The organism is Methylobacterium sp. E-012 (assembly GCF_057836545.1).
In genome coordinates, this window is the sequence record NZ_JBYQEY010000001.1 from 3,761,545 (window position 1) to 3,787,035 (window position 25,491).

The 25,491-nt window shown below is 73.2% G+C and carries 24 protein-coding genes; 6 read left to right on the forward strand and 18 right to left on the reverse strand.

Features of this window, described 5'->3' with window-relative positions; all coding sequences use genetic code 11:
• Positions 1–16: 16 nt before the first annotated feature.
• The 5 genes from AC3IF1_RS18210 to msuE are packed head-to-tail and all read right to left on the reverse strand — an operon-like array spanning position 17 to position 4,219.
• Positions 17–865 carry an ABC transporter ATP-binding protein gene (locus AC3IF1_RS18210; RefSeq protein WP_489218741.1) on the reverse strand — a complete coding sequence of 283 codons (849 nt, stop codon included), beginning with the start codon at positions 863–865 and terminating at the stop codon, positions 17–19.
• Positions 865–1,647: an aliphatic sulfonate ABC transporter permease SsuC gene (gene ssuC, locus AC3IF1_RS18215; protein ID WP_489218742.1), complete on the reverse strand. Its 783-nt coding sequence runs from the start codon at positions 1,645–1,647 to the stop codon at positions 865–867. Before ssuC ends, AC3IF1_RS18210 begins: the two co-directional genes overlap by 1 nt.
• Positions 1,647–2,672 (reverse strand): sulfonate ABC transporter substrate-binding protein, encoded by a 1,026-nt coding sequence (locus AC3IF1_RS18220; protein ID WP_489218743.1) that lies wholly within the window; start codon positions 2,670–2,672, stop codon positions 1,647–1,649. Before AC3IF1_RS18220 ends, ssuC begins: the two co-directional genes overlap by 1 nt.
• Before the next feature lie 3 nt (positions 2,673–2,675).
• Entirely contained in the window at positions 2,676–3,635 is a 960-nt protein-coding gene (locus AC3IF1_RS18225) for an aliphatic sulfonate ABC transporter substrate-binding protein (RefSeq protein ID WP_489218744.1), read from the reverse strand.
• 8 nt (positions 3,636–3,643) lie between these two features.
• The gene (msuE, locus tag AC3IF1_RS18230) at positions 3,644–4,219 is read right to left on the reverse strand and encodes an FMN reductase (RefSeq protein WP_243969500.1); all 576 of its coding nucleotides are present in this window, start codon (positions 4,217–4,219) and stop codon (positions 3,644–3,646) included.
• A gap of 528 nt (positions 4,220–4,747) precedes the next feature.
• Here msuE and AC3IF1_RS18235 point away from each other — a divergent pair.
• Positions 4,748–4,948: a hypothetical protein gene (locus tag AC3IF1_RS18235; protein WP_243969498.1), complete on the forward strand. Its 201-nt coding sequence runs from the start codon at positions 4,748–4,750 to the stop codon at positions 4,946–4,948.
• Between the two features lie 189 nt (positions 4,949–5,137).
• Here AC3IF1_RS18235 and AC3IF1_RS18240 read toward each other — a convergent pair whose 3' ends face one another.
• The 3 genes from AC3IF1_RS18240 to AC3IF1_RS18250 all read right to left on the reverse strand — a co-directional run bounded on the left by AC3IF1_RS18240 (position 5,138) and on the right by AC3IF1_RS18250 (position 9,485).
• A complete protein-coding gene (locus tag AC3IF1_RS18240) occupies positions 5,138–6,664 on the reverse strand; it encodes a carbohydrate porin (RefSeq protein ID WP_489218745.1) in 1,527 nt (508 codons plus the stop codon).
• Between the two features lie 70 nt (positions 6,665–6,734).
• A complete protein-coding gene (locus AC3IF1_RS18245) occupies positions 6,735–7,661 on the reverse strand; it encodes a Gfo/Idh/MocA family protein (protein ID WP_489218747.1) in 927 nt (308 codons plus the stop codon).
• A gap of 216 nt (positions 7,662–7,877) precedes the next feature.
• Positions 7,878–9,485 (reverse strand): aldehyde dehydrogenase (NADP(+)), encoded by a 1,608-nt coding sequence (locus AC3IF1_RS18250; RefSeq protein WP_489218748.1) that lies wholly within the window; start codon positions 9,483–9,485, stop codon positions 7,878–7,880.
• A 143-nt stretch (positions 9,486–9,628) separates the two neighbouring features.
• On the opposite strand from AC3IF1_RS18250, the gene AC3IF1_RS18255 reads away from it, so the two are divergent.
• Positions 9,629–10,369: a FadR/GntR family transcriptional regulator gene (locus AC3IF1_RS18255; protein ID WP_489218749.1), complete on the forward strand. Its 741-nt coding sequence runs from the start codon at positions 9,629–9,631 to the stop codon at positions 10,367–10,369.
• 141 nt (positions 10,370–10,510) lie between these two features.
• On the opposite strand, the gene AC3IF1_RS18260 is transcribed toward AC3IF1_RS18255, so the two are convergent.
• The 3 genes from AC3IF1_RS18260 to AC3IF1_RS18270 all read right to left on the reverse strand — a co-directional run bounded on the left by AC3IF1_RS18260 (position 10,511) and on the right by AC3IF1_RS18270 (position 13,910).
• The gene (locus tag AC3IF1_RS18260; protein WP_489218750.1) at positions 10,511–12,310 is read right to left on the reverse strand and encodes an IlvD/Edd family dehydratase; all 1,800 of its coding nucleotides are present in this window, start codon (positions 12,308–12,310) and stop codon (positions 10,511–10,513) included.
• A complete protein-coding gene (locus AC3IF1_RS18265; protein WP_489218751.1) occupies positions 12,307–13,458 on the reverse strand; it encodes an aldose epimerase family protein in 1,152 nt (383 codons plus the stop codon). The genes AC3IF1_RS18260 and AC3IF1_RS18265 overlap by 4 nt, the downstream gene beginning before the upstream one ends.
• Positions 13,459–13,694: 236 nt before the next feature.
• Positions 13,695–13,910 carry a hypothetical protein gene (locus AC3IF1_RS18270; RefSeq protein WP_489218752.1) on the reverse strand — a complete coding sequence of 72 codons (216 nt, stop codon included), beginning with the start codon at positions 13,908–13,910 and terminating at the stop codon, positions 13,695–13,697.
• Between the two features lie 275 nt (positions 13,911–14,185).
• Here AC3IF1_RS18270 and AC3IF1_RS18275 point away from each other — a divergent pair, with 275 nt between their 5' ends.
• Positions 14,186–15,490, forward strand: coding sequence for a sugar MFS transporter (locus AC3IF1_RS18275; RefSeq protein ID WP_489218753.1), 1,305 nt, complete (start codon positions 14,186–14,188; stop codon positions 15,488–15,490).
• Positions 15,491–15,506: 16 nt separating this feature from the next.
• A complete protein-coding gene (locus AC3IF1_RS18280) occupies positions 15,507–16,370 on the forward strand; it encodes an SMP-30/gluconolactonase/LRE family protein (RefSeq protein ID WP_489218754.1) in 864 nt (287 codons plus the stop codon).
• 192 nt (positions 16,371–16,562) lie between these two features.
• Here AC3IF1_RS18280 and AC3IF1_RS18285 read toward each other — a convergent pair whose 3' ends face one another.
• From AC3IF1_RS18285 to AC3IF1_RS18295, 3 genes are read right to left on the reverse strand one after another with little or no spacing between them, the layout of a single operon-like run.
• Complete coding sequence (locus AC3IF1_RS18285) at positions 16,563–18,293, reverse strand: ABC transporter ATP-binding protein (RefSeq protein ID WP_243968259.1); 1,731 nt, start codon at positions 18,291–18,293, stop codon at positions 16,563–16,565.
• Positions 18,287–19,030 (reverse strand): siderophore-iron reductase FhuF, encoded by a 744-nt coding sequence (gene fhuF, locus AC3IF1_RS18290; protein ID WP_243968257.1) that lies wholly within the window; start codon positions 19,028–19,030, stop codon positions 18,287–18,289. The genes AC3IF1_RS18285 and fhuF overlap by 7 nt, the downstream gene beginning before the upstream one ends.
• Positions 19,027–20,274, reverse strand: coding sequence for an MFS transporter (locus tag AC3IF1_RS18295; RefSeq protein WP_243968256.1), 1,248 nt, complete (start codon positions 20,272–20,274; stop codon positions 19,027–19,029). Before AC3IF1_RS18295 ends, fhuF begins: the two co-directional genes overlap by 4 nt.
• 264 nt (positions 20,275–20,538) lie before the next feature.
• Here AC3IF1_RS18295 and AC3IF1_RS18300 point away from each other — a divergent pair, with 264 nt between their 5' ends.
• The gene (locus tag AC3IF1_RS18300; protein ID WP_243968255.1) at positions 20,539–20,757 is read left to right on the forward strand and encodes a hypothetical protein; all 219 of its coding nucleotides are present in this window, start codon (positions 20,539–20,541) and stop codon (positions 20,755–20,757) included.
• Between the two features lie 15 nt (positions 20,758–20,772).
• Here AC3IF1_RS18300 and AC3IF1_RS18305 read toward each other — a convergent pair whose 3' ends face one another.
• The 4 genes from AC3IF1_RS18305 to AC3IF1_RS18320 form a co-directional block, all read right to left on the reverse strand.
• A complete protein-coding gene (locus tag AC3IF1_RS18305) occupies positions 20,773–21,162 on the reverse strand; it encodes a phage holin family protein (protein WP_243968254.1) in 390 nt (129 codons plus the stop codon).
• 133 nt (positions 21,163–21,295) lie between these two features.
• Positions 21,296–21,718, reverse strand: a complete 423-nt coding sequence (locus AC3IF1_RS18310) for an RNA polymerase sigma factor region1.1 domain-containing protein (RefSeq protein ID WP_243968253.1) — start codon at positions 21,716–21,718, stop codon at positions 21,296–21,298.
• A gap of 17 nt (positions 21,719–21,735) precedes the next feature.
• Positions 21,736–22,311: a cytochrome b gene (locus AC3IF1_RS18315; RefSeq protein WP_243968252.1), complete on the reverse strand. Its 576-nt coding sequence runs from the start codon at positions 22,309–22,311 to the stop codon at positions 21,736–21,738.
• Positions 22,308–23,456 (reverse strand): acyl-CoA dehydrogenase family protein, encoded by a 1,149-nt coding sequence (locus tag AC3IF1_RS18320; protein WP_489218755.1) that lies wholly within the window; start codon positions 23,454–23,456, stop codon positions 22,308–22,310. The genes AC3IF1_RS18315 and AC3IF1_RS18320 overlap by 4 nt, the downstream gene beginning before the upstream one ends.
• A gap of 345 nt (positions 23,457–23,801) precedes the next feature.
• Between AC3IF1_RS18320 and AC3IF1_RS18325 the strand changes: the two genes are divergently transcribed.
• Positions 23,802–25,490, forward strand: a complete 1,689-nt coding sequence (locus AC3IF1_RS18325; protein ID WP_489218756.1) for a thiamine pyrophosphate-binding protein — start codon at positions 23,802–23,804, stop codon at positions 25,488–25,490.
• Position 25,491: the final 1 nt, after the last annotated feature.

Here is a 25,491-nt window from a genome sequence, read left to right on the forward strand (position 1 = left end):
GAGTCTCCGTCACGATTCAGGCGGCTTGCGGCGCGCCGAGCAGATGATCGAGGATACGGCCTTCGAGCCGCGCCAGATCCGGATCCCCGCGCCGGCGCGGGCGCGGCACCTCGACCCGCAGGTCGAGGGCGATGCGTCCGGACTCGACGACGAGGATGCGGTCGGCCAGAGCCACCGCCTCGGCGACGTCGTGGGTGACCAGCAGCGCGGTGAACCCCTGCACCCGCCAGATCCGCTCGATCAGATCCTGCATGTCGATGCGGGTCAGGGCGTCGAGGGCGCCGAGCGGCTCGTCGAGGGCGAGCAGGCCCGGCCGGCTCACCAGCGCCCGGGCCAAAGCCACGCGCTGGCGCTGGCCGCCCGACAGGGTCGCGGGCCATTGCCCGGCCTTCTCGGTGAGGCCGACCTCGGCGAGCGCCGCCAGCGCCCGCTCCCGGCGCCCGGCCCGGGTGCCCTGGCCGGACAGGCCGACCGCGACGTTGTCCACCACCCGGGCCCAGGGCAGCAGGCGCGGCTCCTGGAACATGATCCGCCGGGGCGGCTCGGACCGGCGGGGGTTGCCCTCCGGCCCCTGCAGCTCGATCCGGCCGCCGGTCGGCGTCTCCAGCCCGAGGATCAGGCGCAGCAGGGTGCTCTTGCCGCAGCCGGACCGGCCGACCACCGCGGTGAACCCGCCGGCCGGCAGGAACAGGTTGAGGCCCGCGATGACCGGATGGCCGTCGAAGCTCTTGTGCAGGTCGCGGGCGGTCACGGCGATCCCGCGGGCGGACTCCGCCGCGGACCGCGCCGGTTCCGGGTCTCCGGCCTGCCGGGGGGCGGTCGCTGCGTCGGGAAGCGCCTCGCGGCGGACGGTGTCGAGCAGCATCAGGCGCTCCTGTAGGCGGGGTTCCAGGCGAGGCAGACGCGCTCCAGCTTGCGCGTCAGCGCGTCGGCGAGCTTGCCGAGGACCGCGTAGATCAGGATCGCCAGCACGACGACGTCGACCAGCATGAACTCGCGCGCCTGCATGGCCATGTAGCCGAGCCCCGAGGAGGCCGAGATCGTCTCGGCGACGATGAGCGTCAGCCACATGATGCCCAGCGCGTAGCGCAGGCCGACGAAGATCGACGGCAGGGCGCCGGGCAGCACCACCCTGGTGAACAGCTCGGTGCGGGACATGCCGTAGACGCGGCCCATCTCCACGAGGCCCGGATCCACCGCGCGGATGCCGTGCAGGGTGTTGGCGTAGATCGGGAAGAACACGCCCAGCGCCACCAGGAACAGCTTGGCCTCCTCGCCGATGCCGAACCACAGGATCACCAGCGGGATCAGGGACAGGTGGGGCACGTTGCGGACCATCTGCACCGAGGTGTCGGTGAGCGTCTCCGACAGCCGCGACAGGCCGTTGGCCAGGCCCAGCCCGAAGCCGATGCCGCCGCCGACCACGAAGCCCGCCAGGGCCCGCAGGGTGCTGACCCCGAGATTGGTCCAGAGCTCCCCGGTCCGCCCGGCCTCCCAGCCGGCCCGGACCACGTCGAGGGGCGCCGGCATGAACCGGTTGGAGACGAGGCCCGCCGAGACCGCGGCCTGCCAGCCCAGGAGGATCGCGGCCGGCAGCAGCCAGGGCAGGGCCGTGTCGCGCAGGCGCGCGCGGGTCAGAACAGGCATCAGCGGGTCTCCCCCCGGTTCTCGGCCCGGCGTTCGGGCCGGGTCCAGACCGCGTCGGCGACCCGGACGGGTCTGGGCAGCAGGCCGAGGCCGTGGAAGGCGTCGGCGACCTTCTGCTGGTCGGCCACGGTCGCCGCGTCGAGGGGCGCCACGCCGTAGGACAGGCGGCCCAGCGCGACGCCGAGGATCGGGGCCGGGATGCCCACCGCTTGCGCCAGCTCCGCCGCCACCGCGTCCGCGTGGCCCTCGGCCCAGGCATCGACCGCGCCGATCGCCGTGAGCACGGCCGAGACGATCTCGGGGCTCGCGTCGGTGAAGCCGCGCCGGGACAGGTAGAACTGGCGGTTGGGCGCGAGCCCCTGCCCGTCCGCCAGGACCCGGGCGCCGGTGGCCCGCTCCGCGGCGGCGAGATACGGGTCCCAGATCGCCCAGGCGTCGACCGCGCCGCGCACGAAGGCGGCGTTGGCGTCGGCCGGGGCCAGGAAGGCGAGCCTCACCGCGTCGTAGGGCAGGCCGGCCTTCTCCAGGGCGCGCACCACCAGGACATGGACGTTCGAGCCCTTGTTGAGCGCCAGCGTCCGGCCGCGCAGGTCGGCGAGGCTGCGGATCGGGCTGTCCTTCGGCACCAGGATCGCCTCGCCCCTCGGGGCCGGCGGCTCGGCGGCGACGTAGCGCAGGTCCGGGCTCGCGGCCTGCGCGAAGATCGGCGGGGCCTCCCCGGCCGAGCCGAAATCCACCGCCCCGGCGTTCAGCGCCTCCATCAGCGGCGGCCCGGACGGGAATTCCGACCAGACCACCGCGGTGCCGAGGGGCTGGAGCGCCTGTTCCAGGGTGCCGCGGCCCTTCAGCAGCACGAGGGACCCGTATTTCTGGTAGCCGATCCTTATCGTGCCGCCCGCGGCCCGGGCGGGGCGCAGGGCGCAGGCGGCCGCGAGGCCGAGGCCCGCCGACAGGAGCAGGCGGCGGCTCGGGGCGAGCCCGGCGGACGGCGCCAGGGACAGGGCGCGGGGCGTTCGGTCGGTCATGACTCAGCCGTTGCGGGCGGGGGGCGTCCAGACCGCGTCGGCGATCCGGACCGGTTTCGGGATCAGCTTCAGGGCGTGGAAGCGGTCGGCCACGCGCTGCTGCGCGGCGGCGACGCGGTCGTTCATCGGGCCGATCACGTAGTCGGTCCGGTCCACCGCCCGGCGGGTCGCGGCCAGCGGCACGCCGGTGCCCTGCGACAGGAGCTCGGCGACCGCACCGCGATTCTGCGTGCACCACGCCGCCACCTCGGCGAGGCCCCCGATCACCGCGGCGAGCACCGGGGCGCGGCTCTCCGCGAAGGGCCGGCTCGCCAGGAAGAAATTGTTCTGCGGGGCGATCTCCGTGGCGGAGGCGAGCACGCGCACCCCCTCCCCCGCCTCGGCGATGGCGAAGTACGGGTCCCAGATCGTCCAGGCGTCGATGCTGCCCCGGGCGAAGGCGGCGGCGGCATCCGCGGGCGCCAGGGTCACCGGCTCGATGTCGGCGTAGCCGAGCCCCGCCTTCTCCAGGGCCGCGATGGTCAGGTTGTGGGCGCTCGACGCCTTGGCGAAGGCGACCCGCTTGCCCTTGAGATCCGCGAGGCCGGTGAGGGTCGAGCCCTTCGGCAGCAGGATCCCGGATCCGGAGCCGCCCGCCTCCTGGGCGGCGGCGTAGACGAGGTTGGACCGCGCCGCCTGCGCGAAGACCGGCGGCGCATCGCCGGTCTGCCCGAAATCGATCCCGTCCAGCGACAGGGCCTCGAGCAGCGGCGGCCCGAAGGAGAACTCGATCCAGCGCACCGTCTGCCCGAGGGGCGCCAGGCGGCGCTCGAGGATCCCCTGCTGCTTGGCGACCACCAGGATGCCGTTCTTCTGGTAGCCGATCCGGAGGAGTCCCGGTTCGGCCGCCCCGGCGCTCCGGGCGGCGGCGAGGCCCGTCGGAAGCGCCAGCAGGCCGGCGAGCAGGGTGCGGCGGTCGAGCATCGCGGGGCTCACTCGGCGGCGGCGAGCGCGACCGGGGCCGAAGCGGCCGCGCGGTGGACGAGGAGCGCGGCGAGCTGCCCGCCCGCCTCCGCGGCGCGGGCCCGCACGCCGGCCTGGGTCAGGACGCCGTCGTCGAAATCCGCGTCCGAGGCGTAGACCGCGGTGGGGATCTGGAGCGCGCCGAAGAAGCCGAAGAGCGGCCGGAAGGCGTGCTCCACCACCAGCGCGTGGCGCAGCCCCCCGCCGGTGGCCACGATGGCCACGGGCTTGCCGGCCAGCGCCCCCGGATCGACCAGGTCGAACAGGTGCTTGAACAGGCCGGTATAGGCGCCCTTGTAGACCGGCGAGCCGACGACGAGCCCGTCCGCCTCCTCGATGGCGTCGAGCACCGCGCGGGCGGGCGGCGGCAGCCGGTCGCGGGTCCAGGCGGCGCCGAGGCCGGAGCCGGCATCGACGAAGTCCAGGATGCGGGCGTCGAGGGCGGCCTGGGCGCTGGCCTCGCGCAGCACCGCGTCGACCAGCGTGCGGGTCTTGGACGGCCGCTGCACGTTCGCGCTCAGCCCGACGAGTCTCGGTCGTGTCATTCTGGCTGCCTTGTGCCTTGCGATGGGCGGGACGGCGAAGCGCTCCGGCCGGGACGGACGGAAGGCGGCGCGGCCGGATCTCGGAACGGGTGACGAGAATGGATCGCCCCCTATCCGCAGGTCAATGAAACGGTTTTCCCTATTCGTCGGAGCGAGAAAAATGTTCTCCCCGTAATCCGGCGTCATGGGTGAAGTTTCGTCTCGCTCCGGACGCGGATTTTTCTCGCCGGAGACAGGGCCTGAGCCCGCAGGCCACCCGGAAAGCCCGACAGATCTCCCGATCCCGGGGCCGGGAGGACGATCATCCCCCGGCGGGGCGACGGCGGGAAAACGCTTCCCCGGGATCCGGAGACCGCCCGCGGGGCGGGCCGACGGGGCGCCCCGGCCCGCGGCGCGCGCCGGGTTCAGGGGGCTGTGCGGTCGCGTGCGGGGAGCCGCGCCCGAAATCCCGCATTGACTTCTAGATTATAGCTGTTCTAATTCGCAACAGAACGGCACGGAGCCGATCTTCACCGGGAGATACGCGACATGGCCAACGCCCATTGCGAGAGCTGCAAGTTCTTCGACGAGCACACCGGCAACGGCGCCGCGCCCCAGGCCGATGCCGGCCTGTGCCGGTTCAACCCGCCGGTCAGCCAGCCGGAGCCGGAATCCAAGGGCCTGTGGCCGGTGGTCACCTCGAGCGACTGGTGCGGCCACTTCACGGCCGAGATGACCGCGGCCGAGTGAGCCTCCGGGGCGCTCCGCGTCTCGGCGCAGGGAACGGCCGGGGCCGGCCATCGCGGCTGGCCCCGGCCCGTCTGCGGCGAACGGATGATCCCTTGGAAACGACAGGGCCGCGTGGATCGTCCGCGCGGCCCTGTCGTTTCGTCGGTCCGCGAGCCGGGCGATGCCGGCTCGCGCGGGTCGGCGGCCGTCTCAGAGGCTCCCGGGGCCCTTGGAGAAGCCCGCCAGGGTGAACAGGTCCACCGAGAGCTTCGCGCCGACCACGAAGGCGTCCGGGATCGGCTTCGGCCGGAATGGGAAGCGGGTCTGATCCGGATCGATCACGTATTGCAGGTTCGGCATCAGCCGCACCGCCGGGGTCAGCTGGATGCCGTAGCTCAGCTCCAGGATGGTCTGCAGGGATTCGACGTTGCGGCTGCCGAGCCCATAGGAAGCCCGGGCCGCCCGGATATTGGCTGTGCCCAGGGGCGAGAGGTGCTCCATGGCGAACACGAAGCCGAGGGTGTCGTAGGGCCGGCCCGGGAAGGTGCCGGTCAGCACGGCGCCCCCCTCCAGGAAGTAGTCCTGGGTCTGTCGACCGCCGGTCCCGAACACCGCGGCGCCGAACAGGGACAGGCCCTGGACGCCGTTCGGATCCGGACGCCAGACCATCTGGTCGAAGCGGGCATAGACGGCCGAGCGGCCGAACCGGGTCAGCGGGTCGAGGCCGCTGAACAGCTGGGCCCCCCGACGCATGTCGAGCACCGGATCGCTATAGTCCGACTGGTCGATGATCGCGCCGACGCTGTAGTTGCGCGGCAGAGCGTCGTTGCCGAAATTGGTCGAGTAGCCGACCTCCACCGGCACCACGACGCCGGTGGCGCCGTTGGTCGACCAGTCGATGCCGTTCTGGTTGTCCTGCTGATCGCGGGGATTCACCTCGTAGATGCCGGCATGCACGAACACCTTGTCGGTCACCCAGGCCTTGGCATGGGCGCCCCAGGTGGCGATCGGCCACCAGGTGATGTTCGTCATTTTGAATGCCGATTTCGGCGCACCACAGGTTCCATTGTTCTGGAAATTGCAGTAGAACGGCGAGGCAAGGAAATTCGGGTTGGCCAAAAGGCGGCCGACCTCGATGTCGAGGCGGTTATCGAAGAATTTCTGCTCGTAGGACAGCGACGAGAGATGCACGGTCTGGCCGCCGCCCCAGATCTCCTGCACGCTGGTGTTGTTGCCGATCAGGTCCCGCGACAGGCTGCGGCCGTGGCGGTCGGTCACGATGGCGTGCATCGAGCCGCCGTCGATCCCGGCGAGGCGGCCGAGGTCGGCGTCGAGGCCGAAGAAGACCTGGCCGGCATAGTCCGAGCCCTGGCGGAGGCCGCCCTTCGGGTTGGCGGCGAACTCGCCCGTGTAGTTCAGGATCGCGGTGATCCCGTGCCCGAGGTCGACGGTGCCGGGCGGCAGCGACGGCGGGGCCGCGGTGGCGCCCTGCGTGATGCCCTCGGCCGCCGCGCTGCTTGGACCGGCCGCGCTCCGTGCCTCACGGATGACCCGCCGCCGGGCGCGGTTCGCCCGGTACTGGGCCTTCTGGGCCGGGCTGGCCTTCGGACCCGGATTCATCAGGGATGGCCCCCCGTCCGGCGCGGTGGCCGCGCCTTGAGCCTCGGCCGAGCGGATGCCGGCCGCCATCGTGGTGCAGAGCGCGAGCGCTGCCCACCGTGCATGCTGTCCTATCATCGTAACTCCCCCTTAATCGCGCGGCCTTCTGGGCTCTGTCGCGTTCGTGTCCCGCAGGGGGGCCTCCCGGTCAGTCCGTGAAGGCCTCCACGTTGCGGCGCTCGCCACGCAGGAAGGCGTCGGCGGCGTGGATCAGCGGATTGAGGTCGACGTCGCTGGCGCCGGAGCGGACCAGGGCGGCGAAACGGTCGTAGAGGCCGCGATACTCGGCCTCGGGCGGCAGGGGCTGGTCGCGGCCGTTTACGGCCAGGACCGCGCCGCCCTTCGACAGCACGAGTTCCCCGTCCTCGGTCTCGACCCGGATGTCCCAGGTCTGGGGGCCGGTCTGGCGCCAGTCGAACGCGGCCTGGATCGGGGTGCCGTCGGAATCCGTGAAGCGCAGGTCGGCGGCGATCGGCGCCTGCCGGTTCTCCGGGACCGACAGGGTCGCGCCGGTGAGGACGAAGGGCGGCAGGATGTGGGTGGCGATCGACAGGGCGTTGATCCCCGGATCGAACACGCCCATGCCGCCCGCCTCCCAGATCCAGTCCTGGTTCGGATGCCAGTGCCGGACATCCTCCAGCCAGGCGATCGACACCGACCGGATCCGGCGGCCCGACAGCCACTGGCGGGCGGGCTCGACCCCGGGGGCGTAGCGGGAGTGCCAGCTCGCGAACAGGCTGACGCCCTGCGCCCGCGCGGCCTCGACCAGGATCCCGACCTCCGCCAGGGTCGCCCCGGGGGGCTTCTCCAGGAAGACGTGAAGCCCCGCCGCGATCCCCGCCCGGGCGGCCTCGAACCGCGCCTGGGTCGGCTGGCACAGGACGAGGGCGTCGAGGTCGTGCCGGGCGGCCAGCATCGTGTCCAGCGTCCGGTAGCTCGGCACCCCGTCGAGGCCGCCCTGGCGGCTCGCCACCGCCGCCAGGGCGTAGTCCGGGGAGGCGGCGATGACCGGAAGATGCTGGTCGCGGGCGATCTTGCCGACGCCCACCAGCCCGATGCGGATCGGCTGCGCCATCTCAGAGCTCCCGCACGCAGGGTGCGGTCGCCGGGACGCCGCGCACCCGCCGCGCCAAGCCTTCGGCGCCCGGAGCGCCGCTTTGCGGCCCGTCCGGCTTCCGAACCTGAAGGCGTGATCGACCCATCCCGATGTCCTCCGAGGGCGGCCTCTGCGGGCCGCCCCGATGCGCGGCCGAGGCCGGCCGCGCGCCTGTGCGTGACCTGCGCCTGTCCTTCAGCCGCCGGGCTGTGGTTCGAGGGCGCCGTCGATCCGGCGCACGAGATGCCAGGGATTGTCCGGGCGCAGGGGCGGCGGCAGGAGCGCCGCGGGCAGGTCCTGGTAGCAGACCGGGCGCAGGAACCGCTCGATCGCCAGGGTGCCGACCGAGGTGCTGCGCCCGTCCGACGTGGCCGGGAAGGGACCGCCATGCACCATCGCGGGGGCCACCTCCACGCCGGTCGGCCAGCCGTTGGCGAGGATCCGGCCGGCCTTGCGGGCCAGCAGCGGCACGAGCCCGGCCGCGAGGGGCTCGTCCGCGGGGTCGAGCTGCAGGGTCGCGGTGAGCTGCCCCCCGAGGGATTCGACCACCCGGGCGACCTCCGCGATGTCGGCGGCCGCCACCAGGATCGCCGCGGGTCCGAACATCTCCTCGGCCAGGGTCGGATCCGCCAGGACCCGGCTGGCCTGCGTGCGCAGCAGGGCGGCGGGGGCGCCCCCCGGTCCGGCCGCCGCCCCGCGGGCCGCCACCGTCACCCCCGGGCGCTCCGCCATCGCGGCGACGGCGTCCTCGAACCGCGCCCGGATGTCGGCCGTGAGCATGGTGTGCGGCGCGCTCGCCCGGATCGCCGCCCCGGCGGCCGCCGCGAAGGCGTCGAGCTCCGGCCCCGCGATCCCGATCAGCAGGCCCGGATTGGTGCAGAACTGCCCCGCCCCCAGGGTCAGGGACTGGACGAAGCCCGCCGCCAGGGCCGCGCCCCGGTCCCGCAGGGCGGCGGGGAGGAGCAGGACGGGATTGACCGCGCTCATCTCGGCATAGACCGGGATCGGCTCCGCTCGGCCGGCCGCCACCCGCATCAGCGCCAGCCCGCCCCCGCGGGACCCGGTGAAGCCCACGGCCTTGATCCGGGGATCCGCCACCAGGGCCGCGCCGAGGGCGTTCGACGGCCCCGGCAGATAGGAGAACACGCCCGGGTGCAGGGCGCAGTCCGCCGCCGCGCCGCGTACGGCCCGGGCGACCAGCTCCCCGGTCCCGGGATGGGCCGGGTGGCCCTTGACCACCACCGGGCAGCCCGCCGCCAGGGCCGAGGCGGTGTCGCCGCCAGCCACCGAGAAGGCCAGCGGGAAGTTGCTCGCCCCGAACACCGCCACCGGACCCAGGGCGACGTGGCGGCGGCGCAGGTCCGGCCGGGGCAGCGGCTGGCGCTTGTGCTGCGCCGGATCGATCGTGGCCTGGACCCAGCTGCCCGACCGGACCAGCGCGGCGAACATCCGGAGCTGCCCGACCGTACGGGCCCGCTCGCCCTCCAGCCGTGCGCGGGGCAGCCCGGTCTCCGCCGTCGCCCGCGCGATCAGGGTTTCGCCGAGGTCGGCGATGCGAGCGGCCACCGCCTCGAGGAAGCCGGCCCGCGCCGCGGGATCGGTCTCCGAGAAACTCGGGAACGCGGCCTCCGCCAGGGCGCAGGCCGCCGCGACCTCCTCGGCGCCCGCCGACGCGAAGGCCGGTTCCAGGGCCGCGCCGGTCGCGGGATCGGCGGCCCGGAACGTCTCGGCCGTCGTCACATCCGTTGCGCCGACCAGGACGCTGCCCCGGATCGTCGCGTCGCTGGCGGGTTCTTTACTCATACAAATAAGCTAGATCAGATTCCTCTGGGCCGCAAGAGTTCCGGTCCCTTTGCTTATAGGTGTCGACGCTTGCACTCGTACAACTTCCAGATACGATCCCGGCGTTCCTGGCCCGTCCCGGTGGCTCGGACCGGAGGCCATGGGTGAGACAGGATCGCGGATACGAGGATGTCAGGCTCCCGCTCGCGTCGGATTCGCGGCGCATCCACGGCTCGGTGGCGCGCGACCTCGGTGCGGCGATCCTGGCGGGGCGCTACGCGCCGGGCGACGTGCTGCCCGGGGAGATCGAGTTCTCGGAGCAGCTCAAGGTTTCGCGCACCGCCTATCGCGAGGCGATCCGGATCCTGAGCGCCAAGGGGCTGGTGGAGAGCCGCCCGCGCACCGGGACGCGGGTGAGCCAGCGCAGCCGCTGGAACCTGCTCGATCCCGATATCCTGGCCTGGGCCTTCGAGTCGGAGCCGAGCGAGACCTTCATCCGCGACCTGTTCGAGCTGCGGATGATCGTCGAGCCGGCCGCGGCGGCGCTCGCCGCGGCCCGGCGTTCGGGCCTCGACATCGCCCGGATGGGCCATGCCCTCGAGGAGATGGGCCGCCACGGCCTCACGACGGAGGCCGGCCGGGCCGCCGACCAGGCCTTCCACACCGCGATCCTGGAGGCCGCCCGCAACGGCCCGCTGATCGCCCTGTCGAGTTCCATCGCGGCGGCCGTGACGTGGACGACGATCTTCAAGCATCGCCGCCAGGGCCTGCCCCGGGACCCGATGCCCGACCACCGGGTCCTCTACGAGGCGATCGTGGCGGGCGACCCGGAGGCCGCCCGCGGGACGATGACCGAACTGGTCCGCCTCGCCCTCGCCGACACCGAGACGGCGCTGCGGCCCTGAAAGTCCGGGATCCTAAAGGGCGAGCCCTTGGGCGGGGCATCGGGCAGAAACCCGAGTCCTTTGGCCCCGATATCGGGCTTCGCCCGAACCCAGCGGGCTCCGCCCTGCACCCGCGAAAGGTCCCGGACCTTTCGAATCCGATCAGTGGTTGTCGCGCGGCAGGCCGCTGGTCTGCGCGATCCGCTGGAAGCGCTCGGCACCCTCCAGGATCGCGCCCGTATGCATCTGCCCCACCGCGGCGCGCTGCATCGCCTGCCAGGGGGTCTGCGAGGCCGGGTAGGCGTAGCCGCCGGCCTCCTCCAGGGCGCGGCGGCGGCGGGCGAGTTCGTCCGCGTCGACCAGCATGTCGGCGGTGCCGCGGCGCAGGTCCACCCGCACCCGGTCGCCGGTCCGCAGCAGCGCGAGGCCGCCGCCGGCCGCCGCCTCCGGGGAGGCGTTGAGGATCGACGGCGAGGCCGAGGTGCCGGACTGGCGCCCGTCGCCGAGGCAGGGCAGCGCGTGGATTCCGGCCCGGATCAGATCCGCGGGCGGGCGCATGTTCACCACCTCGGCGGCCCCGGGATAGCCCACCGGCCCGGCGCCCCGCATCACCAGCAGGGTCTCCGCTGTGATGCCGAGGCTCGGATCGTCGATCCGGTGGTGGTAATCCTCGGGCCCGTCGAACACCACGACCGGACCCTCGAAGGCGTCCGGATCCTCCGGGTTCGACAGGTAGCGGTTGCGGAACTCCTCCCCGATCACGCTGGTCTTCATCACCGCGGCCTCGAACAGGTTGCCGCGCAGCACCAGGAAGCCGGCCGATTCCATCAGGGGGGTGTCGATCGGCCGGATCACGTCCGCGTCCTCGATCGTCGCGCCGCGGCAATTCTCGCCGATGGTGCGCCCGTTCACCGTCAGGGCGCCCTCGCGGATCAGGCCGCGGCTCATGAGCTGCGCCACCACCGCCGGAAGGCTGCCGGCGCGGTAGTAATCCTCGCCGAGATAGGCGCCGGCCGGCTGCAGGTTCACGAGCAGCGGCACGTCGAGCCCGTAGGTCTGCCAGTCGGCGATGTCGAGTTCGACCCCCATGTGCCGGGCGATCGCCGCCAGGTGGATCGGCGCGTTGGTCGAGCCGCCGATCGCCGAATTGACCACGATGGCGTTGAGGAAGGCGTCGCGGGTCAGGATCTCGGAGGGCTTCAGGTCCTCGGCCACCATCGCGACGATGCGCTTGCCGGTCAGGTAGGCGACCTCCTGCCGGTCGCGGTAGGGGGCGGGGATCGCCGCCGAGCCGGGCAGCATCATGCCCAGGGCCTCGGCGAGGGTGTTCATGGTCGTGGCCGTGCCCATCGTGTTGCAGAAGCCGGTGGAGGGCGCCGACGAGGTGACCAGCTTGATGAAGCCCTCGTGGTCGATCTCGCCCGCCGCCAGCATCTCGCGCGCCCGCCACACGATGGTGCCGGAGCCGGTGCGCTGGCCCTTGAACCAGCCGTTCAGCATCGGCCCCACCGAGAGCGCGATGGCCGGGATGTTCACGGTGGCGGCCGCCATCAAGCAGGCCGGGGTGGTCTTGTCGCAGCCCGTGGTCAGCACCACCCCGTCCAGCGGATAGCCGTAGAGCAGCTCCACGAGGCCGAGATAGGCGAGGTTGCGGTCGAGGCCCGCGGTCGGCCGCTTGCCGGTCTCCTGGATCGGGTGGACCGGGAATTCCAGCACGATGCCGCCGGCCTCGCGGATGCCCTCGCGGATCCGCTCCGCGAGGACGAGGTGGTGCCGATTGCACGGCGACAGGTCGGACCCGGTCTGGGCGATGCCGATGATCGGCTTGCCCGAGCGCAGCTCCTCCAGGCTGAGGCCGAAGTTCAGGTAGCGCTCCAGGTAGAGCGCCGTCATGTCGATGTTGTCGGGGTTGTCGAACCAGGCGCGCGAGCGCAGGGGGCGTGCAATCGGTCGGTCGGTCATTGGCGGGTCCGGTGAGCGGGGCTGGTCGAGAAGCGGTAGGTGATCACGTTCCGGTAGGTCTGGCCGGGGTCGAGCCGGGCGGACCCGAAGGCCGGCTGGTTCGGCGTGTCGGGGAAGAGTTCCGGCTCAAGGGCGAGGGCGTCCGACTGCCGGTAGGCGAGGCCGGATTTGCCCACCGCGGTCGCGTCGAGGAAGTTTCCGGCATAAAACTGCACCCCCGGCTGGGTGCTGGCAATCTCCAGCACGCGGCCGGATCCCGGTTCCTCCACCCGCGCCACGAGGTGCGGCTCGGCGGTGGGGGCGCCGGTCACCACCCAGTTGTGGTCGTAGCCGCGCCCGCGGGCGATCTGGACGTCCCGGCCGTCGCGGATGCGCGCGCCGATCACCGTGGGGGTGCGGAAGTCGAAGGGCGTGCCCGCCACCGGCAGGTGCTCCCCGGTGGGGATCAGGGTGGCGTCGACCGGCGTGTAGCGCTCCGCCGGGATGGTCAGCGTCTGGTCGAGGATCGACCGGCCCGAGCCCTCCCCCGCGAGGTTGAAGAAGCTGTGGTTGGTCAGGTTGACGATCGTCGGCTTGTCGGTGGTGGCCTCGTAGGTGACCGTGAGGGTGTTCGTGTCGTCCAGCCTGTAGGTGGCGGTCGCCGTCAGCGTGCCGGGATAGCCCTCCTCGCCGTCCGGGCTGACGTAGCGCAGGGTGACCGACGGGGCCGCGCCGCCGGTCACGCCGGTGATGGTCCAGAGCCGCTTGTCGAAGCCGGCCGCGCCGCCGTGCAGGGCGTTCGGGCCGTCGTTGGTGGCCAGCGTGTAGGCCTGCCCGTCCAGGGTGAAGCGGCCCGCCCGGATGCGGTTGGCGTAGCGCCCGACGCTCACGCCGAAATAGTTGGGCTTGGCCATGTAGCCGGCGAGGTCGTTGTAGCCGAGCACCACGTCCGCCGGTTTGCCCGCGCGATCCGGCACGTCGAGACACCGCAGGAGCGCCCCCCAGGAGAGGATCCGGGCGGTGACCCCCTTCCCGTTGGTCAGCGTCACTTCCTCCACCGTCCGCCCGTCCGGGAGCGTGCCGAACACGGTCCTGGACGGCGCCCCGGCCTGAGCCAGGGCCGGGATGGCTACACCGGCGCACACGGCCACGAGTCCGACTCCACGCATCGCTTCCTCCCCTGTTGTGGATCCCCCGTCCCGGCGATCATGCGCCGGTTCGCGACGGGGGCCGCGGTTGATCTCCGCGAATCCGATCATATACTCCTACAAATAAAATGGACAACACGGCGCCCCGACAGACCGCAACGTCGCCGTTGGCGCTCTTCGCCGCGACGGGCCGGTCAGGGCTTTTCTCAATATGGCGGTCGCGCCCCGCTGCGCGTCCCGAGCCGCCGGGCCCTCTCTCAGTCGGTCTTGCTGAAGGCCAGGATCCGATCAGTGCGGGCGTCGCTGGAGCGATTGCCCGGTTCCTGCAAGACCGCGGAAGAGATCTGCTTCATGGCATCCGGATCTCGGGCCTCGTACCGGCCATCGTACAAGACCCTGAGGCCGGAGGTATCGTAGCCGGCCGCGCCGACGAGAGGACCATCGGTGACCGCACGGGTGGTGGGGCCGCCCATGCCGAGGCCTCCGGTGACGAGCCTCGATGGGCCTGCGACCGATACGATGCGGGGCAATCCAGCCCGAGACTCGCGGGGTGTCGCTGCCGGGGCAGGCTGAGGATGCCGCATCGCCCCGTCCAGGTCTCGCCCGCCGCTGCGATGGTCGGGCGCGTCGGCGCTGTCCCGGTTGACGCCCGCGACACCGAGCGATACTCGGACAAATGAGCGGAGCCAAGCTGGCCCTGGGCAAGCGGGCCCGGGGTAAGGCGGCCCGCCGAGAGAGGAACCGCTCGATGGCAGCACCCATCGCGAGCGCCGGGCCGGCTGCAGCCGGGACCGGCGCGCAGGAGCAGGTGAGCGCCCGCCCGGCCCTGTCGCTGCTGGCCAGCCTGTTCTTCATGTGGGGCTTCATCACGGTCATCAACAACACCCTGCTGCCGCACCTGCGCAGCGTGTTCGACCTCGACTACACCCAGACCACGCTGATCGAGTCGGTCTGGTTCATCGCCTATTTCGTCGCCTCGATGCCCGCGGCGGCGCTGATCGCCCGCGTCGGCTATCAGCGCGCCCTGGTGATCGGCCTCGGCATCATGGCGGCCGGCACCCTCGGCATGGTGCTGGCGTCCCACTGGGTCTCCTTCGCGGTCACGCTCACGGCTCTGCTCGTGATCGCGAGCGGCATCACCCTGCTCCAGGTCGCCGCCAACCCCTACGTGGCGGTGGTCGACCCTCCGGAGAGCGCCCCGGCGCGGCTGAACCTCGTCCAGGCCTTCAATTCCCTCGGCACCACCCTGGCGCCGCTGTTCGGCGGCTACCTGATCCTCGGCCGCTCGACCTCGGGCAACGCCGCGGCGGGCTCCGTCCTGACCCCCGCCGAGCGCCTGGCGGACGCGCAGTCGGTGCAGCTCCCCTACCTGATCGTGGCGGCGATCCTGATCGGGCTCGCCGTGGTGATCGCCCGCTTCCCGCTCCCCGCCATGGGGGACGGCGGCACCGCCCGCCGGGCCGCCGGGGCCGCGCGCGCCGGCCGATCGCTCTGGCGCCACCGCAACCTCGTGCTCGGCGTGCCGGCGATCTTCATCTACCTGATCGCCGAGATCGGGGTGTCGAACCTGTTCATCAGCTTCGCGTCGCAGCCGGAGATCGGCGACCTGACCCATGCCCAGGCGTCGCGCTACCTGTTCCTGCTCTGGGGCGGGATGATGGTCGGCCGCTTCGCCGGCAGCTACCTGATGCAGAGCCGTCCGGCCGAGACCGTGCTGGCCGCGGCGGCGGTCGGCGCCTGCGCGGTGATGCTGGTGGCGGCCTTCGCCACCGGCCCGGTGGCGCTGTGGGCGCTGATCTCGGTCGGGCTGTTCCACGCGATCATGTTCCCGACGATCTTCACCCTGGGCATCCGCGGCCTGGGGCCGCTCACCGAGGCGGGGGCCGGGCTGCTGATCATGGCGATCGCGGGCGGAGCCCTGGTGGTGGTGCAGGGCTGGGCGGCGGACCGGTTCGGGCTGCAGCGCTCCTTCCTGATCACGGCCGCCTGTGAACTCTACGTCCTGGCCTACGCCCTGTGGGGCTGCCGGCCCGGCCCCGCCCCGTCGGCCTGACCGGAAGGGGGAATCCATGGATCCGAACATCCGCATCGTCCCCCGTGCCGGGCGCGACCGGCTGGGCGAGGGGCCCATCTGGGTGCCGGAGCGGGCGCGGCTGTTCTGGGTCGACATCGAGGCGCCGGCCCTGAACTGGCTCGACCTCGCCGGCGGCGGGACCGGCACGCGCCCGTTCCCGGAGCCGCTGGGCTGGATCATCCCCCGGGCCGGACGGCGGGACTTCATCGTCGGGTTGAAGAGCGGCTTCGCGACCTTCGACCTGGAATCCGGCCGGCTCACGTCGATCGGCGACCCCGAGCCGGACCATCCGGACAACCGCCTGAACGACGCCAAGGTCGATTTCGCCGGCCGGATCTGGGCCGGGAGCATGCACCAGGCCGAGACCGCGGTCTCGGGGTCCCTGCACCGGCTCGACCCCGACCTGACCTGGCAGCGGATGGACGGCGATTACGGCGTCGCCAACGGGCCGACCTTCAGCCTCGACGGCCGGATCATCTTCCACAGCGACAGCGCCGCCCGGACGGTCTACGCCTTCGACCTCGCCGCGGACGGGACGCTCTCGGGCAAGCGGGCCTTCCTGCGCTTCCCGGAGGATTGGGGCTGGCCCGACGGGATGACCACGGATGAGGAGGGCTGCCTCTGGATCGCCCATTGGGGCGGCGCCCGGCTGAGCCGGGTGGATCCGGACGGGCGCCTGATCCGGGCGATCCCCCTCCCCGCCCCCAACATCACGAGCTGCGCCTTCGCGGGCGACGGGCTCGACCGCCTGTTCGTCACCTCGGCGTCCCGGGGCGCCGAGTCCGTGCCGGAGGCCGGGGCCCTGTTCGAGCTCGACGTCGGCGTCCGGGGCCTGCCGCCCCGCGCCCTCGGGGGCTGAGAGCGCCGCGGCCCGGATCGCGCGTGCGGTCGCAGGATCGTGTGCCGGCCTCACCCGGATAGGGGATGCATCGCCCCGGTTCGGTCTCTACGAAGAAGGTCTCCGAGACGAGATCACCTCAAAGCCCGCCCGGCCCGTGCCGCGGCGGGCTTTTTTGTCGGGGCGGGTGGGCCGCCGCGGCGGCCGGCGGCCTCACTCCGCCGCGCGGACGCCCCCGAACTGGGCCGCATGCAGGCGGCCATAGGGGCCGTCCGCGGCCAGCAGCGCCGCGTGCCGGCCCTGTTCGACGACGCCCCCCGCCCCCAGCACCACGATCCGGTCGGCGTCCCGGATCGTGGCGAGGCGGTGGGCGATCACCAGGGTCGTGCGCCCGCTGGCCAGATCGGCCAGCGCCCGCTGGATCTCCCGCTCGGTCTGCGTGTCCAGCGCCGAGGTCGCCTCGTCGAGGATCAGGATCGGCGGGTTCTTCAGGAACACCCGGGCGATGGCGATGCGCTGCTTCTGGCCGCCCGACAGCCGCACCCCGCGCTCGCCCACCACCGTGCCGAGCCCCTCGGGCAGGGCGTCGATCATCGATCCGAGCCGGGCGCGCCGGGCGGCGGCGTCGATCTCCGCCTCCGTGGCGTCGAGGCGGCCGTAGGCGATGTTCTCCCGGATCGTCCCGGCGAACAGGAACACGTCCTGCTGCACGATGCCGATCTGGCGGCGCAGGGAAGCCAGCGTCAGATCGCGGATGTCGATCCCGTCGATCGTGATCCGGCCGGACTCGACCTCGTAGAAGCGCGGCAGCAGGGCGCAGAGCGTGGTCTTGCCGACGCCCGAGGGCCCGACGAACGCCACGGTCTCCCCGGCCGCCACTGCGAGGTCGAGGCCGGTGAAGACCGGCCGGCCGGGGCCGTAGCCGAAGCCGACCCCCGCGAAGCGGATGTCGCCGCGCAAGGCCTCCACCGCGCGGGCGCCCGGCCGGTCGGTGATGTCGGGTTCGGTGGCCAGCAGCGCCTGGTAGCGGCGGAAGCCCGCAACGCCCTTCGGATAAGTCTCGACCACCGCGCCGATCTTCTCCAGCGGCCGGTAGAACACCCCGACGAGCAGCAGGAAGCCGACGAAGCCGCCGGGCGTCAGGTCGCCCCGGACCACGAAGGCGGCGCCGCCGAGCAGCACCGCGATCTGCACGAGGCGCAGGCCGAGATAGTTGATCGACAGGCCCGCCGCCATGAGCCGGTAGGCCTCGAGCTTGGTGTCCCGGTAGCGGGCGTTGTCGCGGGCGAACAGGGCGCGCTCGTGGGCCTCGTTGGCGAAGGCCTGGACGACCCGCATCCCGCCGACATTCTCCTCGATCCGGGCGTTGAAGGCGCCGACCCGGCCGTACTGCGCCTGCCAGTTGCGGGTCATGCGGCCGCCGTAGCGGATCGACACGAAGGCGATCACCGGCAGGATCGCCCCGGTGATCAGGGCCAGCGGGGCGTGGACCATGAGCATCAGCGCGAAGGCGCCGGCCAGGGTCATCACCGCGATGAACAGGTCCTCGGGCCCGTGATGGGCGACCTCGCCGATCTCCTCCAGGTCCTTGGTCACCCGGGCGACGAGGTGGCCGGTCTTCTGGGCATCGTAGAAGCGGAAGGACAGCTTCTGCAGGTGGTCGAAGGCCCGTTCCCGCATCGTCGTCTCGATGTTGATGCCGAGCACGTGGCCCCAGTAGGTGACCACCACCATCAGCCCGGCATTGGCCACGTAGATCAGCGCCAGCCCGGCGGCCGCGAGCACGATCAGCCCCCAATCCTGCCGGGGCAGCAGGGAATCGATGAAGCCCTTCACGGCGATGGGGAAGCCGAGCTCCAGAAGGCCGGACAGCACGGCGCAGCCGAAATCGACCAGGAACAGGGTCCGGTGCGGCCGGTAATAGGCGAGGAAGGCCTTCAGCATCGCGGCTCGGATCGGCGTTTCGCGGCGCAGTCGACGGGGCAGAGCGCGCCGCAGGACGGCACCCCCGGCAGGCGGTGGCGCAGGCAGCAGACACGCCGGCGCCGGCAGCCCGAGTCCCCCGGGCAGAGCGCCTGGGCCAGGGGGCTCATAGAGCAGCCCGGCCCGCCGCGCCATCCGAGGCCGGACGCGACGTCGTCACAGGACGAGGCCTCCGGGGCGCCGAGTTCCCGGGCGACGTGGTCGAGGATCACTGCGGCGTTGCCCCACAGGATCCGCGGGGCGATCCCGCACCGGGTGTGGCACAGGTCCACGAAGGGGCGCAGGTGCGCCTCCACCAGCCCGGCGAGGCCGGGGGCCGGGCAGGCTGTGCGGCCGGGCGCGTCCGCGGGGAGGCGGAAGCGGCAGGGCCGGCCGGCCCCGTCGCATTCGAGGCTCACGGCGTCGAAGGCGAGCGGCAGCGGCCGGCCGAGGCGCACCAGGGCGGTCAGCGCCGGGGTCGCGAGGGCCGCGAGGTAGAACTGGCTCCAGTACGAGACCAGGACGCGCCGGTCGCGGCCCGCATCCGGGCCGAGCCCCGCCGCGAAGGCCGCGAGGGTCGCGTCGAACACGCCGGGATCGCGCAGGGCGCGGAGCGGCGTCGCCGCCGGGCCGCCGGGGCCGGCCGCGACGCCGTCCCGGTAGGCCGCGAGGGCGTCGGGGACCCGGGCGGCCAGTTCGGCGATCAGTCGGGCGGTCATCGCAGCCCCGCCCGGTCGGCCCGCAGGGTCCGGTTCACCGCGACGGCGAGCCAGGCCACCGCGACCGCGTAGGGCGCCAGGGCGGCGGCGAAGTAGCCCGGCCAGCCGATCCAGCCGGCCAGCGCCGGGGCGGCGACCCGCAGGGGCATCGCGGCGAAGAAGGCCGCCCCGAACAGCAGCGCGTAGTCGGTGGCGGGCTTCGGCCCCTGGGCCCAGCGGTAGATCATGTTGAACACCGGGACGCCGAGGAACCCGCCGGCGACGAAGTTCAGGACCGTGGCGGCGACCGCGAGGTCCGCCATCCCGCCCGCGCAGGCGACGGCCATCAGCCCCCCGGAGGCGAGGATTCCGGCGGCGCCCAGGGCGATCAGCCGGACCGTGCCGAACCGGGCGGCGAGGCCGCCCGCCGCCAGCGCCATGACCAGATTGACCGCCGGCAGGACGGTGCCGGTCAGGAAGCCCACCGGCCCGAGCGGGACGCCGAGATCGAGCAGGGCCAGGGCGTTGGGCCCGGAGAGCAGGTAGGCGGCGGCGAAGTAGGCCCCGAGCACCAGCACCCGCCCCCCGAGGACGCGCAGGCGGGACAGGGAGCCCGACCATCGCTCCGGCCGGTTCCCGATCCCGCGGAGGCGCGCCTCCGGGTAGCCCAGGATCGGCAGGAGGCAGAGGGCGTCGAGGGCCGCGCAGGCCAGGACCGCCCCGTGCCAGCCGATCCGGTCGTAGGAGCCGACCAGCACGCCGACCCCCAGGATGCCGCCCAGGGAGGCCCCGGCCAGCTTGGCGGAGGCCACCGCGGCGCGCCGGTCCGCCGGCACGGTCTCGACCACCAGGGCTTCGAGGGCGATGTCCATGGTGGCCACGCCGGTGCAGGCCGCCACCGCCAGGGCGAGGAGCAGCGGGAGCGGCCAGTGCTCGCCGAGGCTGAGGACGGCGAGCAGGAGGATCGTCGCCCCCTGCGCGGCCGCGATCCAGCCGATGCGGTGCGTCAGGACCGGCAGGCGCAGGCGGTCGAGGAGGGGAGCCCACAGGAATGTGAGCCCGACCGGAAGGTTGATCAGCTGGAGCAGGCCGACCTCGGCCAGTTCCACCCCCCGCGCCCGCAGGATCAGGGGCGCCCCGCCCGACAGGAAGCCGAGCGTGGCCCCGAAGGTCACGTACAGGCAGACGAACGGCGCCAGCGGCCGCAGGCCGGCCAGAGAGCCGGCGACCCGGGTGCCGAGCGCGAGTCCGGCGGGTCCGGTCACCGCGGCGGGGATCCGGCGGCGGCCCGGAGGCTGCAGTTTATAATCACACCAATCTATTGATATACCAAGGTTTTTACTGCTTAGAGGGATCCCGTCCGGGGATCAAGCCGACAGCATCGAGTCGCCTTCCGGACGGCGCCGCGACGGTGCGCGCGCCGTATCGGATCGGGGACCGAACGGGGGAACCGGGCCAACTGTTAACCATCCATCAACCATGTTCCGGGCAGATTTTCCCATCGCAGGCCCAGCTTGGAGGGAAGATCCATGACCCGACGCCGGGATTTCGACGCGCTGAGCGAGGCGCAGATCGCCACGGGACGCACGCGGAAGCGCTGGGTCGCGCCGAAGGCCGAATTCCGGCCGGTCGCGCCGCAGGCGGTGGCCGAGCTGCTCGATACGATCCAGCACGTCGCCGAGGCGGCCACGGGCGAGCGCAGCTTCCTGCACCTGCGCCCGGAGGCGCGGGCCGCCCGGGGACGCTGAGGACCGGCTCCGGCGTCAGGCTTCGGTCCGCGCCACGGCCCGGGCGTCCCGCTTCACCTGCCGCCAGGTCCGCCAGGGTTCCAGGTTCGAGAGCGCCATCCGGCGCGCCCCGAGCCAGCCGAGCCACAGCGCCATGGCCAGGAAGGGCGCGGCGACGATCAGCGCCGCCGGCGCCTCGGAGCCCAGCGGCAGCGCCAGCAGCTTCACCACGCCGTCGAGGCCGAGGAAGAAGGTCACGATCAGGAGCACCGGGATCGTTCCCACGATCGCGATCAGCGACGCCAGGGTCCGGATGTTGCCGTCGACCTCGATCCGCGCGAGCGTCAGCACCGCCTCGACATGGGCCGCGCCTTCGCGCAGGGCCGCGACCAGCAGGGCCAGGGTTCCGTCGGGGCTTTGGCGCATGGGGCGGGATCTTCCTCTGGGGCGCGTCCGCGAGGCGGCGGATCGGGTCGGACCGGGCCTGTCGGAGGGCTGGGTCCCGACGCGGCGCCGGGCCAACGGAGCCGCCGGGGGAAGCGTTCCCCGCCCCCGGCCCTCACCACAGCAGCAGCACGGCCGCGAGCACGAGCAGCGTCGCGAGGCCCGCCAGGGCGACGGCCCGGTTGACCCCCGCCCGGTCGTCCGGCTCCGCCCCCGGTGCCGCCGGCCGCGATCCGGATTCCGCCCCGGAGACCGCCGCGTCCGCGCGCTCGGCCGGCCGGACCGGCGGGGCGAGCCCGGGATCCCGCGCCGGGGGGATCGCCGGGGCCGGGATCGGCCGGTCGGCGGGGGGGCCGAAGGCGTCCGGCTCGACGCTGATTCCCGCGGCCTCGAGTTCCAGCATCACTAGGACGAGGGCGTCGACCTCCATGTGCGCCACCGGCAGCGCGGCCCGCAGGTCGTCCGCCGAGAGTTCCCCCCGGGCCCGGCCGAGGGCGACGAGCCGGTCGAGGGTGCCGCGATCGATGGTCTGGGACATGCCCTGATCCGCCCCGCTCAGCCCCGGACCATCCGCGTCAGGACCGCGTCGTTCCAGAGTACGCGGTGCAGCACGGCCATGGCGATGTGGCCGAGCAGCACCGCCAGCAGGAGGAAGGCCAGCCAATGGTGGAGCAGGTCGCCGGGCGCCACCATCCAGTCGATCTTGCCGTCCCGCGCCGCCATGACCGGGAGGCCGTAGGGCGAAAACGGCTTCCCCGACCCGTATTGGCGCAGCAGGGCGAGGCCGGGCACGACGATCATCAGGGCGTAGATCACGGCATGGCCTGCCACCGCGGCACGGCCCAGGCGCCCCGCATGCGGCGGGCGCCGGGTAAGGTTGGCGAGGCCCCAGGCCCCGCGCAGCAGCACGAGGGCGAACAGCGTGAAGCCCAGGGTGAAGTGGCTGCCGCCGACAAAGCGCGTGAGTGCCGTGTCGCCAAGGCCGACATAGAGCAGCGCCCCCGCGAACTGCCAGGCGAACAGCGCCGCCATCAGCCAGTGGAATCCGCGGCTGACGCGGCCGTAGCCCTGCGGCGTGTCGCGCCAGACGGCCCGGACCGGTCCGGCGCGGTCGGCCGGGCTCCGGCTCACGGGGCGCCTCCGTCCCAGAGGTCGGAGACCCGGTCCCCGGCCGCCAGGATTTCCTCCGCCGCGCTGGTGAGCGCCCGATCCGGCCCGGGCTGCCGCAGGTAGGTGGCGAGGTCGCGGGCGCGCTGCTCCAGGGGATGCCCGCGCAGGAAGCCCTGCAGGCCGACGGAGCGCTGGGCGAGCTGCAGCACGTCGAGCCCGGCCTTCTCCACGGCGAGCCGGGCGAGGTTGACGAAGGCGACGACGCGCGCGGGCGGCACTGTTCCCCCCGCGGCCACTGCGGCCGCCCGCGTCACCCAGTGCCTGGCGCCTTCGACCGCGATGGCGCCCTCGCCGAGACGCGCGAGCTGATGCGGGTCGGTCCCGCGCCCGGTCCGGACGAGATGCGCCCGCCACACGTCGAACACGGCCTCGATACCGCCGAGCTGCACCGCCGTGAACCGCCACGCGCCCCCCGAGAAGGCCGGCTGGCCGAAATACGCGTCCGGATCGCCGAGGACGGCCTCGGGCCCGAGGGTGATCCCGCCGAAATCGAGGGTCCCGGTGGCCGAGGCCCGCATGCCGTGGGCCCGCCACGCCGAGAGGTCGGCCCGGGTGCCCGGCTCCAGCGGCACCACCAGCATGAGCGTGCCGCTTCCCTGCGGACACCGCGCCGTGACAAGGGCGCGGGTCACGAAGCCCGCGCCCGAGGCGAAGGACTTCGCGCCGCTCAGGTGCAGGCTCTCCGCGTCCGCCTCGAGGGCGAGGCCGGCCCCGGCCGGTTCGGTGTTCCAGACGCCGAACAGGTGGCCCGCCCGGGCGTCGGCGAACAGGCGCGCGCGCTGGCCGGCCGCGCCGTGCTGGGCGATGAGCTGGAGCGCGTTGACGTGACCCTCGTAGAGCCGTCCGAGGGCGAGGCTGCCGTAGCCGATCAGGCGCAGCACCTCGGACAGCGTCCCGGCGCCCGGCTCCGCGCCGAGGCCCGCCCCGCCCATCGCGGCCGGGACCGGCGCGGCGAGCAGGCCCAGGCGGGCGAGGTCGGCGACGTCCGCGCGCGGGAACCCGTCGTCGCAATCCTCGGCGCCGGCGCGCAACGCCGCCGACAGGGAGACCGCGCGCGCCGCGGCCTCGGCGTCGCGGATCAGATCGGGCGGCGTCCGCTGGTCCATGGTGTCCTTCCGACGGCCGCGGCAGGGTGCATCCCGACCGTGCGGTCGACCACCAGCGCCTGCTGCTCGGGGTATACGCGCATCCCAGGGGGTCGGGTCCCTCGTGCTCTGCGGCCAGAGCGCACGCCGCCGACGGGGAGACCGGTCCGGCGTGAACGCGCGCATCACATCAAGGACTTATACCAAGTCTGACCGATCCCGTCCCGGGGTCGGGATCGGCGCGGTCCGGGGGACGAAAGCCAAGACGGGGCCCCGCTCCCGCAGCCGCCCGACGCGCGGGTCGCCGGGCCTTGCCCCGGGGCGCCCATGGGCTAGCCTGCGGGCCGATTCCATCGGGGGCCGGGCATGGCGATCGAGACCGTGGAGGCCGCCGGCCGACGCCGGGGCGCCGACCTCCTGGTGGAGGTGCTGCGCTCGGAGGGCGTGCGCTACATTTTTGGCAATCCCGGCACCACCGAATTGCCGCTCATCGACGCCCTCACCGAGGCGCCGGACATCGCCTACATCCTCGCCCTGCAGGAGGCGACCGCGGTGGCCATGGCGGACGGCTACGCGCAGGGCGCGCGCCGGCCCGCCTTCCTCAACCTGCACACGGCGGGCGGCCTCGGCCACGCCATGGGCGGGCTGGTGAACTCGCAGGTCTCGGGCACGCCGCTGGTGGTCACCGCCGGGCAGCAGGACCTGCGCCACGCGCTCACCGACCCGCTGCTGATGGGCGACCTCGTGGCCATCGCCGACCCGGTGATGAAATGGGCCCGGGAGGTGACGAGCCCGGACCAGATCCCGATCCTGCTGCGCCGGGCCTTCCACGATTGCGCCGCCGCCCCCTCCGGCCCGGTCTTCCTGTCGCTGCCCATGGACGTGATGGACGCCCTGACCGCGGTGCCGGCGGGGGAGACCTCGACCATCGACCAGCGGGCGGTGGCGGGCTCCCTCGACCGGCTGGCCGAAAAACTCGCCGCGATCGCGCCGGGCCGCCTCGCCCTGATCGCCGGCGACGAGATCGACGCCTCGGACGCCTCGGCCCAGATGGTGGCGCTGGCCGACCTGCTGGCGGCACCGGTCTACGGCTCGTCCTGGCCGGCCCACATCCCCTTCCCGACCGCGCACCCGCTCTGGGCCGGCAACCTGCCGACCCGGGCCGATTCCATCGCCGAGATCCTCGGGCGCTACGACGCGGTGTTCGCGCTCGGCGGCAAGTCGCTGATCACCGTGCTCTACTCGGAGGTCTCGGCGGTGCCGCCGGGGGTGCGGGTGTTCCAGCTCTCTGCGGATGTCCGCGACCTCGGGCGGACCTACGCCACCGGCCTGTCGACGGTGGGCGACATCCGCGCCTCGCTCGACGCCCTGCTGCCGCTGCTCGGCCCCCGCCTCGTCGACCGGGCCGCGACGTTCGCGGACCTGCGCGCCAAAGCCGTGACCGCCCGGGCCGAGCGCCGGGCGGCGCTCGCCGCCGCCGCCGACGCGGCCTTTGCGGATCCGGTGATCGCCCCGCTGGTCGCCGCCCGGGAGGTCGCCCGGGCGGTGGGGGCGCAGACCACCATCGTGGACGAGGCGCCCGCGACGCTGACCCACCTGCGCACCTTCCTCGACAGCCCCTCGGCCCATCAATACGCGGCGATGCGCGGCGGCGTGCTCGGCTGGGGCATGCCGGCCGCGGTGGGATTTTCCTTAGGCCTCGACCGCGCGCCGGTCGTCTGCGTGGTCGGCGACGGGGCCGCGCTGTACTCGCCCCAGGCCCTGTGGACCGCCGCGCACGAAAAACTGCCGGTCACCTTCGTGGTGATCAACAACGCCGAGTACAACATCCTCAAGACCTTCATGAAGGGCCAGGCGCACTACGCCTCGGTGCGCGCCAACCGCTTCATCGCCATGGACCTCACCGACCCGCGGATCGACTTTCTGGCGCTGGCGGCCTCGATGGGGGTGCCGGCGCGCCGGGTGACCCAGGCCGCCGACATCGCCCCGGCGATCGAGGCCGGGATCCGGTCGGGGGGCGCCAATCTGGTGGAGGTGGTGGTGCGGGCGACGTGAG